Here is a 15,640-nt window from a genome sequence, read left to right on the forward strand (position 1 = left end):
CCGTGGTCATCGGTGCGGCCGTCGCCGCTTCGGTGGGCGCGCTCTCCCTCGGGCTCTCCACCGGCATCGTGCCGATCCTGCTGTCGGCCCTGACGCTCGGCGCCGGGCAGGCCGTGATGCAGCCGGCCCTCGCCACGATGATCGTGTGGTGCTCCACGCCGTCCACCCGGACGCGTGCCTTCGCCATGCAGTTCTTCATGCAGAACCTGGGCCTGGGCATCGGCGGTCTCATCGGCGGCCAGATCGTCGACGAGAGCCGGCCCGGCAGCTTCACCCTGCTGTTCGGCATCGAGGCCGTGATGTTCCTGGTGCTGGCGGGGATCATCCTCACCGTGCGCCTGCCGCGCGTGCCGAGCATCAAGGACGCCGTACCGAAGGACCCGTCCCAGGCCGGCGGCGGCGCGTGGAAGCGGCTGCTGCGGCACAAGGCCATGGTGCAGTTGTGCGTCCTGGGCTTCGTCCTCTTCTTCGCCTGCTACGGACAGTTCGAGTCGGGTCTGGCCGCCTTCGGTACCGAGGCCGCCGGGATCTCCCCCTCGACGCTGGGCTTCGCACTCGCCGCCAACACCGGTGCGATCGTCGTGGCGCAGTTCGTCGTGCTGAGGCTGGTCGAGAAGCGCCGCCGGTCCCGGGTGATCGCGCTGGTCGGGCTGATCTGGACCGTGGCGTGGGTCATCGCCGGGTTCTCGGGGCTGGGGCACGGCAGCGCGATGATGGCCGCCGCCGCGTTCATCACCACGTACGCGCTCTTCGGCATCGGCGAGGCCATGCTGTCGCCGACCCTGGCACCGCTGGTGGCAGACCTGGCTCCGGAGGGCTCCGTGGGCCAGTACAACTCGGCCTTCGCGCTGGTCAAGCAGATGGCGCTGGCGCTGGGGCCGCTCGGAGTACCGCTGGGTGCGGGCGTTCCGATGCTCTACATCGGGACCTTCCTGCTCGTGTCGCTCGGTATCTCCTGGCTCGCGCTGCGGCTCGGCAAGCAGCTGAGCCCGGTGCAGGACAACCCGTCGTCGGTGAGCAGGGTCGTGGCCCAGGGGCCTGCGGCCGCGTCGGCCAAGGTCTCCGAGCCCGTGGGCGTGTAAGTAGTACGGATAGGCGGAAGGCCCCGGTCCTGTGGACCGGGGCCTTCCGTCCATCCCGGCTACTTCTCCGGCAGCGCGAACTCGCACCACACGGCCTTGCCGCCGCCCGGCGTGCGGCGGGAGCCCCAGGACGAGGCGATGGTGGCGACGATCGAGATGCCGCGGCCGGTCTCGTCGGCCGGTTCGGCGCGGCGGCGGCGCGGGAGGTGGTCGTCCCCGTCGGTGACCTCGATGATCAGTCGGCGGTCGGTGCGGCGCAGCCGCAGGCGCATGGGCGGGGTGCCGTGCTGGAGGGAGTTCGCGACGAGCTCGCTCGCGGCCAGTACGCCGAGGTCGCACAGCTCGACCGGGAAGCGCCAGGAGGCGAGGACTCCCTGGGCGAAGGCGCGGGCGCGCGGGGCGGCCTCGATGCCACCGAGGAGTTCCAGGGCGGCGTTGTGGAAGAGCTCGGCGTCGGCGCCGGTGCGGGCGGGCTGCTGGAGGACCATCACGGCGACGTCGTCGTCGTGGTCGGCGTCCACGCCGAGGGCGCGCATCAGGCGGTCGCAGATGACGGCCGGGGTGCCCTGGGCACCGGAGAGGGCGCGCTCCAGGGCGGCGACGCCTTCGTCGATGTCCTCGCCGCGGCGCTCGACCAGGCCGTCGGTGTAGAGGACGGCGGTGGAGCCGGGGCCCAGGGCGATGGTGCCGGAGGTGTGGAGCCAGCCGCCGGTGCCGAGCGGCGGGCCGGTGGGGTCGGCGGCTCTGCGGACGGTGCCGTCCTCGTCGCGGACCAGGATCGGGAGGTGGCCGGCGGAGGCGTACGCGAGCAGGCCCTCGTTGGGGTCGTGGACGGCGTAGACGCAGGTGGCGATCTGGCTGGCGTCGATCTCGGCGGCGAGGCCGTCGAGGAGCTGGAGCACCTCGTGCGGGGGCAGGTCGAGGCGCGCGTACGCGCGGACGGCCGTACGGAGCTGGCCCATGACGGCGGCGGCGCGGACCCCGCGGCCCATGACGTCGCCGATGACGAGGGCGGTGCGGCCGGCGCCGAGGGTGATGACGTCGTACCAGTCGCCGCCGACGGCCGCCTCGGTGCCGCCGGGCTGGTAAGTGGCGGCGACGCGCAGGTCGTCGGGCTGTTCGAGTTCCTGCGGGAGGAGGGAGCGCTGGAGGGTGACGGCGGCCTCGCGCTGACGGCGCTCGCTCGCGCGCAGGCGTTCGACGGCCTCGGCGTGGTCGGTGACGTCGGCGAGGTGGATCAGGATCCCGGTGTGGTCGGGGTCCGGGTCGGGGTCCCGCCCGGGGGCCGACCGGGGGAACTCCACCGGGGTGCAGGTGACGGTGTACGAGCTGGTGCCGCCGGGTGTCGTGCGGTTCTTGGCGGTACGGGGCCGGCCACTGCGCTGGACCTGGTCGAGGAGGGGGAGCAGGCCGAGCTCGCCGAGCTCGGGAAGGGCCTCGTGGGCGGGGTCGCCGGGCGTGCGGGCACCGAAGCCGGCGGTGTAGGCGTCGTTGACGTAGGCGACGCGGTGCTCGGGTCCGTGGACGAGGGCGACCAGGGCCGGCAGCCGGCCGAGGACCTCGCGCACGGAGAGCTCGTCGGGGGTGGGCAACGCGGCGACGACGCCCGTACGCGGCACGGGGGCGACGGCCGGGGTGGTGCCGGATCCGCTGCCGGTGCCGCAGACCGTGGGGTCGGCGGGGCTGCCGTCCGCGGCGGGCGCGGGCCGCTCGGTTCCGGGGTCGGCGCGGCCGCCGCGGGCTGCCGGGACGGAGCCTTCACCCCGCTTGGCCTGGGCGGCGGCGTGTTCGGTCCGGGCGGCGGCGCGGCGCTGCGTTCCGGGAAACCGGGCGCTCCAGCGCGTGAAGTTCACTGCGTTCAAGCCTCGTGGTGTCGCAAGTGGTCGCTGTGTCGCTGGTGGTCGGTCACTGACGGGACGTTGTCACTCTGTGCAGGTGTGAGCCCACCTATGGTCACACGTCCAGTGTGGCCGACCGCACTGACAACGTCAGCCCTGGCTGTCCTGCGGGGGGTTGGGGGCGGGGTTCGGCGGGGGTTCCTTGGGGCCGCCTCCTGCGGCGAGTTCGAATTCTGCCCTGGGGTGTTCGAGTGAGCCTAGGGAGACGATCTCCCGCTTGAAAAGACCGGAGAGGGTCCATTCGGCGAGAACGCGCATCTTGCGGTTGAACGTGGGGACGCGGCTGAGGTGGTATGTGCGGTGCATGAGCCAGGCCGGGTAGCCCTTGAGCTTGCGGCCGTAGATGTGTGCGACGCCCTTGTGGAGGCCGAGGGAGGCGACGGAGCCGACGTACTTGTGGGCGTACTCGGTGAGGACTTCGTCGCGCAGGGCGGCGATGAGGTTGTCGGCGAGGACCTTGGCCTGGCGGACCGCGTGCTGGGCGTTGGGGGCGCATTCGCGGCCCGGCTGCGCCGCGGTGATGTCGGGGACGGCCGCCGCGTCGCCGGCGGCCCAGGCATGCTCGACGCCCTCGACGGTGAGGAAGGATGTGCAGGCCAGGCGGCCGCGCTCGTTCTTCGGCAGGTCGGAGGCGGTCAGGATCGGGTGCGGTTTGACTCCCGCGGTCCACACGACGGTGCGGGTGGGGAAGCGCGCGCCGTCGCTGAGGACGGCGACGCGGTTCTCGCAGGATTCGAGCCGGGTCTCCAGGCGGACGTCGATGCCCCGGCGGCGCAGTTCGCGGACCGTGTAGACGCCCATCTCGGGGCCGACCTCGGGGAGGATCCGGTCGCTGGCCTCGACCAGGACCCACTTCATGTCCTCGGCCTTGACGTTGTGGTAGTACCGCGCGGCGTAGCGGGCCATGTCCTCCAGTTCGGCGAGGGCTTCGACGCCCGCGTAGCCGCCGCCGACGAAGACGAAGGTGAGGGCGGCGTCGCGGATGGCGGGGTCGCGGGTGGAGGAGGCGATGTCCATCTGTTCGATGACGTGGTTGCGCAGGCCGATGGCCTCTTCCACGGTCTTGAATCCGATGGCGTAGTCGGCGAGTCCCGGGATGGGGAGGGTGCGGGAGATGGAGCCGGGGGCGAGCACGAGTTCGTCGTACTCGATCTCGACGGGGCCGGCGCCTTCCTCCTCGGTGGCGAGGGTGGTGACGGTCGCCGTCCGTTTGGCGTGGTCGATGCGCTGGGCCTCGCCGATGACGATGCGGCACTTGCCGAGGACCCGGCGGAGCGGGACCACGACGTGGCGGGGGGAGATCGAGCCCGCGGCTGCTTCGGGGAGGAAGGGCTGGTAGGTCATGTAGGGCTCGGGGGTGACCACCGTGACCTCGGCTTCGTCGGCTCTCAGCTTTCTCTGGAGCCTGAGCGATGTGTACATGCCGACGTAGCCGCCGCCGACGACCAGGATGCGGGTGCGGGGCGGGGTACCGGGGTCCGTGCCTCGGGAGTTAGCAGCCTTCACCATCCCATGACGCAACGTGGCCGGGAGTTTGTCCACAGCCCCGACAGATTGTGTGACCGGAGGTAGTGCTGGGACGGGGTCGAAGGGGACCTTGGAGAGAGGTGGAGATTCGCAGGTCAGAGCGCGCGTAAGGGGTGATTCCGAGGAGGTGTAACGGAAAAGTGGGGGTGAATGCTCCGATCGGGCGGTGCTCCGTCCGGGGCTGCCCCTTCTGAATTGACTCTGGCTCAACTATGTTCGTATCTCGTCGAGGAGTAAGACCGGGCCACCTGACCGTGGCCCCCTCGACGTGAAGGCGGGGAGTGTCTCCGGGGGGAGACAAATGATTACCGGGGGAAACATATGAACATTTCCGATTTCCATGGTTCTGCGACCGCACTCTCGGTCGAGACCAACGGTCGCGGTCTCGCGGGCGGCACCACGCACGGCGTGGGGCGGTCCACGCCGCTGCGCGTCGACGCCCAGCGCAATCTGGAGCACGTCCTGCGCGCGGCCCGCGAGGTCTTCGGCGAACTGGGCTACGGGGCCCCGATGGAAGACGTGGCGCGACGCGCGCGCGTCGGCGTCGGCACGGTGTACCGGCGCTTCCCGAGCAAGGACGTCCTGGTCCGCCGAATAGCCGAGGAAGAGACCGCCCGGCTGACCGAGCAGGCCAAGGCCGCGCTGGGCCAGGAGGAGGAGCCGTGGCAGGCGCTGTCGCGCTTCCTGCGCACCTCCGTGGCCTCGGGTGCCGGGCGGCTACTGCCTCCGCAGGTGCTCCGGGTGGGCTCGGCGGTCGAGGACGGCGTCGAGGAGTCCGGGGCGGCGCGGGTTCCGCACCAGCGCCAGGCCGTCTCGGCGAGCGGGGCTCCCGAGCTGCGCGTCGTGGGCGCCCGTCCGGCGATCGAGGACGAGCCGTCGGACGACTCGGGTGCCGGTGCGCTGCTGGAGGTCGTCGGCCGGCTGGTGGACCGTGCCCGGGAGGCCGGTGAGCTGCGGACCGACGTCACGGTGGCCGATGTGCTGCTCGTGATCGCCACCGCGGCGCCCGCGCTGCCCGACCCGGCGCAGCAGGCGGCGGCTTCGACCCGGCTGCTCGACATCCTGCTCGAAGGGCTGCGGTCCCGCACGGTGTGATTCCGGGTGGCAGTGCGGGATTTCACCGGACTGTCCCCGGATGGGTGGCTGGTGTGCAAAAGGGTTCGACGCGTGGCACCCGTGTGACACGCTTGATCGGTGTACCGGTTGAGTGTGTCGTGCGGGGGCTTCCGCGATGAGCGTTGACGGGCGGGAAGGGCCACTCGGTGGTACCGGTGGCGAGGCCGAAACGGACAGCCTGCCCGCACGCCAGGTACCCGCCCAGCGCGAACCGCGGGGCCGGCACCGCGCCTCGGCCGGCACCGGAGCCGAACTGCCCCCGTCCGACGGGGACCTGATCGCCCGGATGCGGGGTGGCGACGACGGCGCGTACGAGGAACTGTTCCGTCGGCACGCCGATTCCGTACGCCGCTACGCGCGGTCCTGCTGCCGGGACGCGCACACTGCCGACGACCTGACCGCCGAGGTGTTCACGCGGACGCTGCAGGCGGTACGGGGCGGAGCCGGGCCGGACCAGTCGGTACGGGCCTACCTGCTGACCACCGTGCGCAGGGTCGCCGCGGCCTGGACGAAGACCGCGAGGCGGGAGCATCTCGTCGAGGACTTCGCCGTCTTCGCCGAGCGGGCGGCTACAGGTACGGAGGGCGGGGCCGGGCTGTCCCGCCTGTCGGGCCTGTCCGGGGACGACACCCTCGAACTGGGCGCGGACGTCCGGGCGATGCACGAGGCCGAGCAGTCCCTCGCCATGCAGGCCTTCCGGAGTCTGCCCGAGCGGTGGCAGGCCGTGCTGTGGCACACCACCGTGGAGGAGGCCTCGCCGAGCGCGATCGCGCCGCTGTTCGGGCTGAGCGCCAACGCGACGGCGGTGCTGGCCAGTCGCGCCCGTGAGGGGCTCAAGCAGGCTTATCTGCAGGCCCATGTGAGTTCGGCGCTGAGTGCGGGCGGCGACTGCGCACGGTACGCGGACCGGCTGGGCGCCTACGCGCGCGGCGGGCTGCGGATGCGGGCGGAGCGGGGGCTGCGGGGGCACCTGGAGGAGTGCGCGAAGTGCCGGCTGGCCGCCGGGGAGCTCCGGGACGTCAACGCGGGCATTCCCGCGCTGCTTCCGGTCGCCGTCATCGGGTGGTTCGCCGCCGGGTACGCGGCCAAGGCCGCGGGGGTGGTGGCCGGTGGTGCCGTCGCCGCGGGTGGAGCCGGGGTCGCCGCGGCCGCCGTCGGCGGGTCGACCGCGGGGGCCGGGGCTGCCGGGGCCGGGACTGCGGGCGCCGGGGCTGCCGGTGGGGCCGCTGGGGCGGGCGCTGCCGGTGGTGCGGGGGCCGCGGGCGGGGCTGCCGGTGGGGCCGGTACGGGGTCCGGGGTCGGCGGCGCCGTGGCCGCCGAGGGGCTGGGGCTGTCGGCCAAGGCCGCCATCGCCGCCGGGATCGCGGTCGCCGCGGCCGCCGGTGTGGTGTTCGCACTGTCCGGGGACGACACCGCACCGCAAGCCCAGGCGAAGCCCGTGCCGGGCGTGGCGGCTCCGGTGGTGCCCGACGCGCCCGCCTCGCCCGCTCCGCCCGAGCCGGAGCCGAGCCCGCCCGGGGCGGAGCCGCCGCCCGCGCGGGGCTCCGTACCTCCGCCGAGTCCGGCGCCCGCCACGCCCGCCACGCCTGCCGCGCCCGCGCCCGCTCGGCCCTCGCCGTCGCCGTCTCCCTCGCCCAGCGAGGAGAAGCCCTCGCCGACCCCGGCTCCGAGCCGGACCTCGGCGAAGCCCACCCCCGCACCGGTGCCTCCGCCGACGCCGCCGCAGGGGTTCCAGCTGGCCCGGCTCGGCCAGTCGGCGTACGGGGACCACAGCGGCCCGGAGCTCCAGACCTGGCGCAGCAGCTGGGTGTGGCAGCGCTGGGGCCTGGAGGTGGGCGACCGGCGGTTCGGGCAGGGGATCACCGTGAACTCCCGTTCGTCCGTGGAGATCACCCTCAACCGGCAGTGCACGGCCTTCTCGGCGCGGGCCGGGGTGGACGGGCTGTCGCTGCTCACCGACGGCACGGTGCGGTTCTCCGTGTACGCCGACGGGCAGCGGCTGTGGCGGTCGGGCGCGCTCGGCTACGAGGACCCTGCCGCCGCCGTCGACGTCCCGCTGGCCGGGCGCAAGACGCTGCGGCTGGTGGTGGAGCAGGCCGGCCAGGGCAGTCTGCCGTCCCTGGCGAGCTGGGCCGACGCCGTGATCAGCTGCCGGTGAGGAGGGTGACGACCTCGGCCGGGGAGAGTGCGGCGCCCACCGCTTCCTCCTCCTTGTAGCGGTCGGGGCCCAGCACGGCGCGGGTGTCGTCCGGGAGTGCGTCGACGGCGGCCTGTTCCGGGACCGAGCGCGGGTGGCCCGCGCGCCAGGCGGTGGCCGCCGCGAGCAGCCGTACGGCCTCCGCGGCACGGTCGGCGGCGGCCAGCAGCACGGCCGCGGTCTCGGTGAGCGAGGCCAGGACGCGCTCGGCGCAGTGCGCGGCGACGGCGACGGCCAGGGCCGGCCCGAGCTTGGCGAGGCCGGCCTCCGGGCCGTGTTCGCCGGCGGTGAGGACGGCTTCGATGTTGTCGAGCCCGGCGGTGAGCTGCGGGGGCACCGTGATCTTGCCGGCCGCGGTCCGGGCGCGTTCGCAGGCGGAGCGGGCCCCGCCGCTGTCCCCGCGTACGAGGGCGAGCAGCGCGGTGAGGAGGCCGCCGTAGGCCTGGATGTCGTAGATGCCGCCGTGCGCGTACTGTTCGGCTTCGCCGTGGGCCTGCGCCACCAGGCGCTCGGACTCGTCGAAGTTCCCGGCGCAGAAGGCGCCCTCCGCGAGGCGGGCGAGGGCGAAGGGCGCCTCGGTGTGGGCGCCGACCTCGCGGGCCAGGCGCAGGCACTCCTCGTACTCGGCGCGGGCCTGGTCGTAGCGGCCGCGGGAGAGCGCCACCTCGCCGGCGGCGCTGGCGACCTGGCCGCGGGTCCAGCGGTCACCGACCCGGCGGGCGATCTCGTGCAGTTCGGCGAGGTCGGTGTCGACGGCGGGCAGGCCTCCGGTGATGTCGATGGCCACATGGGTGCGGAGCATGAGGGTGACGCCCAGCTCCCAGTCGCCGCCGTGGCGGCGGCAGTTGGCGACGGTCATCTCCAGCCCGGCGCGGAAGTCGATGGTGCCGCCGGTGAGGAAGGACGTCATCGGCCAGAGCATGCCGGGGAACCGGGCAGCCTCGGGGCCGCCGGCCGCGAACACCCGCCGCATCTCGGCGGCGAGCGCGACGTTCTGCGGGGTGCCGAACTCCTCGGGCGAGCGGCCGTCGCCGAGCAGGATGAGGTGCAGGAGCCGCAGGCGCATGAAACGCCAGTACTCGGGCGTGCCCTCGGGCTGCTCGGCGGAGGTGACGGCCAGGACGCGCTCGGCCCATTCGGCGCCCTCGGTGCGGTAGTTGCGCAGCCACCAGAACCAGCCGAGGGCGAGCGCGAGGCGCTGGGCGCACCCGGTGGCCCCGGCAGCGGCGGTGGTGTGGAGGAGCGCGGCGCGGAGGTTGTCGAGCTCGGTCTCGACGCGGCGGATCCAGGGGAGCTGGGCGGCGGACCGCAGGAGGGGTTCCGCCTCCTCGGCGAGGGACAGGAAGTGCGCGGCGTGGCGGTGGGCGGCGGCGGCGCGGTCGGCGGGGTGCGCGTCCGCGCGCTCGGCGGCGTACTCGTGGATGGTCTCCAGCATCCGGTAGCGCATGCCGTCGCCGGGCTCGGGGCCCGGTTCGGCCAGGACGAGGGACTTGTCGACGAGGGAGCCCAGGACGTGGGGGACGTCGGGGCCGCGGCCGTCGGCGTCGGCGTCTCGGTCTCCGTCGGCGTCTCCGTCGGCGCAGACGGCTTCGGCGGCCGGCAGGTCGCAGCCGCCGGCGAAGACGGACAGGCGGCGCAGCACCGCCCGCTCCGGCTCGTCGAGCAGGTCCCAGGACCAGTCGACGACGGCGCGCAGGGTCTGCTGTCGCGGCAGGAGGGTCCGGGCGCCGCTGGTCAGGAGCCGGAAGCGGTCGTCGAGGCGGTCGGCGATCTGGCGCGGGGTGAGCAGCCGCAGCCGGGCCGCGGCCAGCTCGATCGCGAGCGGGAGACCGTCGAGGCGGGCGCAGATCTCGGCGACGGCCTCCGGGTCCGCGGCGGGGGTGAAACCGGGACGGACGGCGGCGGCGCGGTCGGCGAAGAGCCGGTGCGCGGGGTCGGGCGGGAGCGGGTCGACGGGCCGGACGGTTTCACCCGGCACGCCGAGGGGTTCGCGACTGGTGGCCAGGATCCGGACACCGGGGCAGTGGGTGAGGATCTCCTCGGCCAGCCCGGCGGCGGCGCCGATGACGTGTTCGCAGTTGTCGAGGACGAGGAGCAGGCGGCGCTGCGCGCAGTGCTCGACGAGTTGGGCGGTGGGGTCGTCGGCGGTGGTCTTCTCACGGCCGACCAGGGTGTTCTCGCGCAGGCCCAGGGCGCTGAGGACGGCGCCGGGTACGGCCGCGGGGTGGTCGAGGCGGGCGAGCTCGACGAGCCAGCCGGGTTCGGGATGGGCCCAGGCCGCGTGCTCGGCGAGCCGGGTCTTTCCGGATCCGCCCGGTCCGGTGAGGGTGATGAGGCGCAGGCGGGCCAGGTCGGTGTGCAGGGAGGCGAGTTCGGGCTCGCGGCCTACGAAGGAGGTGAGGCGGGGGCGGAGGTTGCCGGCGGGCACCTGCGGCGCGGGCCGGAGCAGCTCCGCGTGCAGGGCGGTGAGTTCGGGCCCGGGGTCGGTGCCGAGACCGTCGGCGAGGGCGCGGCGGGTGCGCTCGTACGCGGCGAGGGCGTCGGCGGGGCGGCCGGCCGCGCGCAGGGCGCGGAGCTGCTGGGCGCGCAGGGGCTCGTCGTACGGGCGCTCCTGGATCAGCGCCTCGATCTCCGGGAGGAGGGACGCCGGGTCGGCGGAGCCGCTGCGGAGCTCGGCATCGATCCGGTCGCGGACGGCGGCGGTGCGGTGCGCTTCGGGGGCGGCCGCGTGGGCGGCGCGGGCGGGCTCGGGCAGGTCGGCGAGGGCCGGTCCGCGCCACAGGGCCAGGGCGGTGCGCAGGGTGTCGGCGGCGGCAGCGGGGTCGGTGGCGAGCTGTCGGCCGCCTTGGGCGGCGAGCCGGGTGAACCGGTGCAGGTCGATGTCCTCGCGGGCGGCGGCGAGGCGGTAGCCGCCGACGGGGTCGGCGTGGACGGAGTCCCGGCCGCCGAGGGCGCGGCGGAGCCGCGCGACGAGCGCCTGGAGGGCGGCGGGGGCGTCGTGGGGCGGATCGTCGCCCCAGACCTCGTCTACGAGGTCGGTTACGGAGGCCCGGCCGCCGCCGCGGAGGGCGAGGGCGGCGAGGAGAGCGCGCAGGCGGGCGCCGCCGACGGGGAGGGGGGCGCCGGTCTCGTCGCGCGCCTCGGTGGCGCCAAGTATGAGATACCGCACCGGCCAATTCTGCCTGGTCCGGCGGCGGGTGGCAGCGATTTCCCGGCCGGTGCGCGTGGCCCGGGTCCGCCGGTACGGGGCCGCGCCTGATCGGAGGCACGCGGCCGGGGCCCGTGGAACCGGCCGCGGGCGGAGGCGGCCGGAGTCCGGGGCGGCGAGGCGCGGTGTCAGGAGCCGCTGCGCAGCGGGCGGGGAGCCCCTCCGGGGCCGAGCCGCGCGAGCGGCGCGTCGAGGGGCGGAGCCGGGACCGCGCGGCGGCGGGCCGTGGACGTGCCGGTCCAGCAGGTGCCGCGGCGGGCCAGGAGGCGGTGCAGCCACAGCTCCATCGAGACGAGTTCCGCCAGCCCGTCCAGCGGGACCGGGCGGCCGTCCGCCGCGTCGAGCAGGGCCTGTTGGACGACGCGGGCGTCGATCAGCCCGGCGTCCGCCAGCAGCGGCGAGGCGAACAGCGACAGCAGCTCGGTCAGGGCCGCCCGCAGCCCCAGCCGGGTGGCCGTCTCATTGGGGGCGTGGGCCGTGACACCCCAGCCCGGCGGGAGTTCCCGTACACCGGCCGAGGACAGGACGCTGCGCAGGATCGCGGCCCGGGCCCCGGGCTGGACGCGCAGGGATTCGGGGAGGGCGCGGGCGGCCCGTACGACCTGGTTGTCCAGGAAGGGGGCGTGCAGGCGCTGGCTGCGGACCTCCACGGCCTGCTCGAAGACCCGGTGGTCCGCGGCGTGGCGGGCGAGCAGCGCGCGGGCGCGGGCCTCCCCCGGCCGCAGCGACAGCGGAGGGCGGCCGGCGGCGGCCGTGAGACGGATCGATACTTCCGCCAGTGCCTCGCCCGTCAGCCAGCCCGCCGCCGGTCCCGGCCGGGACCAGGTCAGGGCGGCGAGGGAAGCGTCCACCGGACCGGAGACGCGATCGGTGACCCCGCCCTCGCGGAGTCTGGCCGCGGCGGCCTCCATGCCCGTGCGGTACGGCGTACGGGCGAGTCTGCGGGCTGCGGAGTACACGGTCAGCGGCACCAGCAGGGACTCCCCGGAAGCTCCGGAGGCGGAGGCCGAACGGGCCAGGGCGGCCACCGGGCGCAGGAGGTGGCGGCGGCGGCGGTCCATCAGGAGGTCGGCCATGCGGGCCGGGTGCGCGTCGAGGACCTGGCGGGCGCCGTGGCCGGTGAAGTGGTCGGCCGAGCCGGCGGCCAGCCGGCGCCGCTCGCGGGCGGCGAAGACGAGGGACGGTCCGGGTTCGTCGGTGAGCGGGCCGTCGAGTTCGGCGTACGGGAGGGCTTCCTCGGCGGCGGCCACCACGACGTGGTGCAGGCGGGGGTCGGCCGCGATGGCCCGGGCCCGCTCCAGTTCCGGTTCGCGGCCCTGCGGGGTGGCCAGGTCGTTGAAGGTGACCGCCAGCAGCCGGGCCCCGCCCTGGCCGGCGAGGCTGCCCGGGGCTCCGGGCAGGCCGGCCGCGAGCAGGGCCAGGGTCGCGGAGGCGCTGCCGCCGGAGAGGTCGGCGCCCACCCCCGGGGCCGGGGCGCCGCGGGCCGCGCGCCGGTCGGCGGGGCCCATGCCGGGCACGGGGCCGGGATCGTACGGCGGCAACGTGTCGGGGGCATGGCGGGGCGCCGTGAGCCGGGCGCGCACGGCATCCACCAAAGCTTCCCGTACGCCCTCCACCGCGCGCTCGGGTTCGGACTCGGGGGCGGCCACCGCGAGCGAGGCGACCGCCTCGTAGCCGGTGATCTCGCGGGAGCCCTCGCGCAGGATGAGCGCGTGCCCGGGCGGGATGCGGCGGACACCGGCGTACGGTGTGCCGTCGCCCAGTGCCTCCGGGCTGTCGGGGCAGGCCAACAGGGCGGCGAGATGACCGATGTCGAGCTGCGCCTCGATGAGGTCGGCGAGCGGGAGGGCGGCGGTGGCGTACGCCGTGCCGCTGGCCCAGGGGGTGTAGAAGACGGGCCGCGCGCCCGCGAGGTCGCCGACGACGGTGATCCGGCGGCCGGCCTGGACGACGGCGGTGTAGCTGCCGGGCCACTGGGTGAGGTGGCGCAGGGCCCCGCCGCGGGCGGCGTAGAGCGCGCGGCGCAGTTCGGCGTCGGTCGCGCCGCAGCAGCCGAGGACGGCGAGCCGGGTGAAGGGATCGGCCGGGTCCGCGGTGAGGGTGCGGATCTCGTCGGGGCGCCAGTCGCCGACGGCCCAGAGCGGGTCGGGGTCGCCCCAGAGCAGTTGGGCGCCGACGGGGTGGACGGTGCGCTCGGCGTCCACGCCGGGATCGCCCGGGTGGGCGGCGTCCGCGATGCCACCGTGCAGGGGCGCGCCGCCCTCGTCGTAGCCGCCTTGTCCGTAACCGCCCTGGCCGAAGACGCGGCCGGCCGTGCCGAAGCTCGCGGCGATACTGCTCCAACCCACCAACCAGCGCACCGCCGCCTCCCCAGCCTGTGGGCACATGACCGGGGCACGGGCAGCACGGTCGGCGCTGAGGGCGCGGCCGGCGGGACCCCGGATGGCTCGGGTCCATGCTGCCACGGGAGAGGCGTGCGAGAGGGTCAAAGGGGGCGCGCATGCAAACGAACACGCCCCCGCCACGCGGTATTTGGCGTTCCGTTCCACTCGCCCCATAGGTCACTTTCGGCCATTCTTCGGCCGTACTGAGAGCCGCCGGAGGCCATCGGCCGCCGGTGCGCGGGCGCGGTACGGGAGGCGGAATCCACCCCCCGGACCGTCCCGCCACCCGCGGGGATTGAGGTGGCGGCATCCCCCGGCCCGCCCGATCCGCGCAGCGGGCCGACCCACGCACCGCACATCGAATCGCCGGGCCCCCCGACCGGCCAGAGCGCACGGGCGGGCGCACGGCCACACGGACGGAGCACGCGATGACACGTGCGCCCCGAGCACAGGTCCGGACCGGACTGTGCAAACGGACAACAATCCCGCCATACGGAAGTCGGGGCCTTAACGCTTGGGAGGCGGGGAACTACGCTGGGTTTACGAAATGCCGGGCGCCTATGCCCCGGCGGCGTATGCGTTCCGCGTGTGACGAGGGGTGGCGCATGTCCAGGGAGCTCCGCGAGCCCAATGAGAAGCTCGGCGCCGTCCTCGCCCTCGCGGGCATCAGCAACGCCGGGCTGGCCCGGCGGGTCAACGACCTCGGCGCGCAGCGCGGCCTGACGCTTCGGTACGACAAGACGTCGGTGGCCCGGTGGGTGTCGAAGGGGATGGTGCCGCAGGGCGCCGCCCCGCATCTGATCGCGGCCGCCATCGGCGCGAAGCTGGGGCGGCCCGTGCCCCTGCACGAGATCGGCCTGGCGGACGCGGACCCCGCGCCCGAGGTCGGCCTGGCCTTCCCGCGTGACGTGGGCGCGTCGGTGCGGTCGGCTACCGACCTCTACCGGCTCGACCTGGCGGGCCGGCGCGGCGGTGGCGGGATCTGGCAGTCGCTCGCCGGTTCGTTCTCGGTGGCGGCGTACGCGACGCCCGTCTCGCGCTGGCTGATATCTCCCGCCGACGGTTCGGTGGCACGCGAGCCGACGGTCCCCGGCACATCGGTCCAGACCCCCTCGGCTCAGACGCCCACGGGCCTGGCGCCCACGGCTCACGACGCGCCGCCGCACGACGCACCGGTGGTCGGCCCCGCGACCGGCCCGACGACAGGGCCCGTGACGGGGGCGGCGGGCAGTCTGCCCGCTCCGCCGTCCACCGTTGTGCCCGCCCAGACCGGCCCCGAAACGCTGCGCGACCACGTCCAGCGCGTGGGCCACAGCGACGTGACGAAGCTGCGCGAGGCCGCCGAGGACGCCCGCCGCTGGGACTCCAAGTACGGCGGAGGGGACTGGCGTTCGTCGATGGTGCCCGAGTGCCTGCGGGTGGACGCGACGCCCCTGCTGCTCGGCTCCTACAGCGACGAGGTGGGCCGCGCCCTGTTCGGCGCGACTGCCGAACTGACCCGGCTCGCCGGATGGATGGCCTTCGACACCGGCCAGCAGGAGGCGGCCCAGCGCTACTACATCCAGGCGCTGCGCCTCTCCCGCGCGGCCGCGGACGTACCCCTCGGCGGTTACGTGCTGGCCTCGATGTCCCTGCAGGCGACCTACCGGGACTTCCCGGACGAGGGCGTGGACCTCGCGCAGGCGGCCGTCGAACGCAACCGGGGCCTGGCCACGGCCCGCACCATGAGCTTCTTCCGCCTCGTCGAGGCCCGGGCGCACGCGAAGGCGGGCGACTCGGCCGCCGCGGGCGCCGCGCTGCGGGCGGCCGAGGGCTGGCTCGAACGCGCCCGGGACGGCGATCCGGACCCGACCTGGCTCGGTTTCTACTCGTACGACCGTTTCGCGGCGGATGCGGCAGAATGCTACCGGGACCTCAAACTGCCGCGGCAGGTCCGGCGCTTCACCGAGCAGGCCCTGTCCCGGCCCACCGAGGAGTACGTACGGTCGCACGGGCTGCGCCTGGTGGTGAGCGCGGTCGCCGAGCTGGAGTCGGGCAACCTCGACGCGGCCTGCGCGGCAGGCACCCGGGCGGTCGAGGTGGCGGGCCGGATCTCCTCGGCGCGGACGACCGAATACGTGCGGGACCTGCTGCACCGCCTGGAACCGTACGGGGACGAGCCGCGCGTCGCGGAGCTGCGCGAGCGGGCCCGGCCGCTGCTGGTGGCGCCGGCGTAGGGCCTGTCCGGC

General features: G+C 75.0%; 8 protein-coding genes (1 of these 8 running past the window's edge). 4 read left to right on the forward strand and 4 right to left on the reverse strand.

The annotated features are described in order from the left end of the window. Nucleotides 1-1,082, forward strand: the 3' portion of a protein-coding gene (locus tag OG737_RS13490; RefSeq protein ID WP_405681397.1) for an MFS transporter. It extends 208 nt beyond the left edge of the window; the window shows 1,082 of its 1,290 coding nt (coding positions 209-1,290); its start codon lies off the left edge, out of view; the stop codon is at nt 1,080-1,082. Between the two features lie 59 nt (nt 1,083-1,141). Here OG737_RS13490 and OG737_RS13495 read toward each other — a convergent pair whose 3' ends face one another. Continuing rightward, on the reverse strand, nt 1,142-2,935 hold the full coding sequence (locus tag OG737_RS13495) for an ATP-binding SpoIIE family protein phosphatase (RefSeq protein ID WP_328930333.1): 1,794 nt from the start codon (nt 2,933-2,935) through the stop codon (nt 1,142-1,144). Nucleotides 2,936-3,070: 135 nt separating this feature from the next. Next, nucleotides 3,071-4,489 (reverse strand): NAD(P)/FAD-dependent oxidoreductase, encoded by a 1,419-nt coding sequence (locus OG737_RS13500; protein WP_328926433.1) that lies wholly within the window; start codon nt 4,487-4,489, stop codon nt 3,071-3,073. A gap of 339 nt (nt 4,490-4,828) precedes the next feature. Between OG737_RS13500 and OG737_RS13505 the strand changes: the two genes are divergently transcribed. Both OG737_RS13505 and OG737_RS13510 read left to right on the forward strand, forming a co-directional pair. After that, nucleotides 4,829-5,602 (forward strand): helix-turn-helix domain-containing protein, encoded by a 774-nt coding sequence (locus tag OG737_RS13505; RefSeq protein ID WP_328926434.1) that lies wholly within the window; start codon nt 4,829-4,831, stop codon nt 5,600-5,602. Nucleotides 5,603-5,738: 136 nt separating this feature from the next. After that, complete coding sequence (locus OG737_RS13510) at nt 5,739-7,781, forward strand: sigma-70 family RNA polymerase sigma factor (RefSeq protein ID WP_405921555.1); 2,043 nt, start codon at nt 5,739-5,741, stop codon at nt 7,779-7,781. Here the strand turns inward: OG737_RS13510 and OG737_RS13515 are convergent. Then, nucleotides 7,768-10,989, reverse strand: coding sequence for an ATP-binding protein (locus tag OG737_RS13515; RefSeq protein WP_405921556.1), 3,222 nt, complete (start codon nt 10,987-10,989; stop codon nt 7,768-7,770). The genes OG737_RS13510 and OG737_RS13515 overlap by 14 nt on opposite strands. A 167-nt stretch (nt 10,990-11,156) precedes the next feature. Then, nucleotides 11,157-13,388 (reverse strand): asparagine synthase-related protein, encoded by a 2,232-nt coding sequence (locus OG737_RS13520; protein WP_328926437.1) that lies wholly within the window; start codon nt 13,386-13,388, stop codon nt 11,157-11,159. 629 nt (nt 13,389-14,017) lie between these two features. Between OG737_RS13520 and OG737_RS13525 the strand changes: the two genes are divergently transcribed. After that, complete coding sequence (locus OG737_RS13525) at nt 14,018-15,628, forward strand: sporulation protein (protein ID WP_328926438.1); 1,611 nt, start codon at nt 14,018-14,020, stop codon at nt 15,626-15,628. Nucleotides 15,629-15,640: the final 12 nt, after the last annotated feature.

It is taken from the genome of Streptomyces sp. NBC_00122 (assembly GCF_045160845.1).
Lineage (GTDB): Bacteria > Actinomycetota > Actinomycetes > Streptomycetales > Streptomycetaceae > Streptomyces.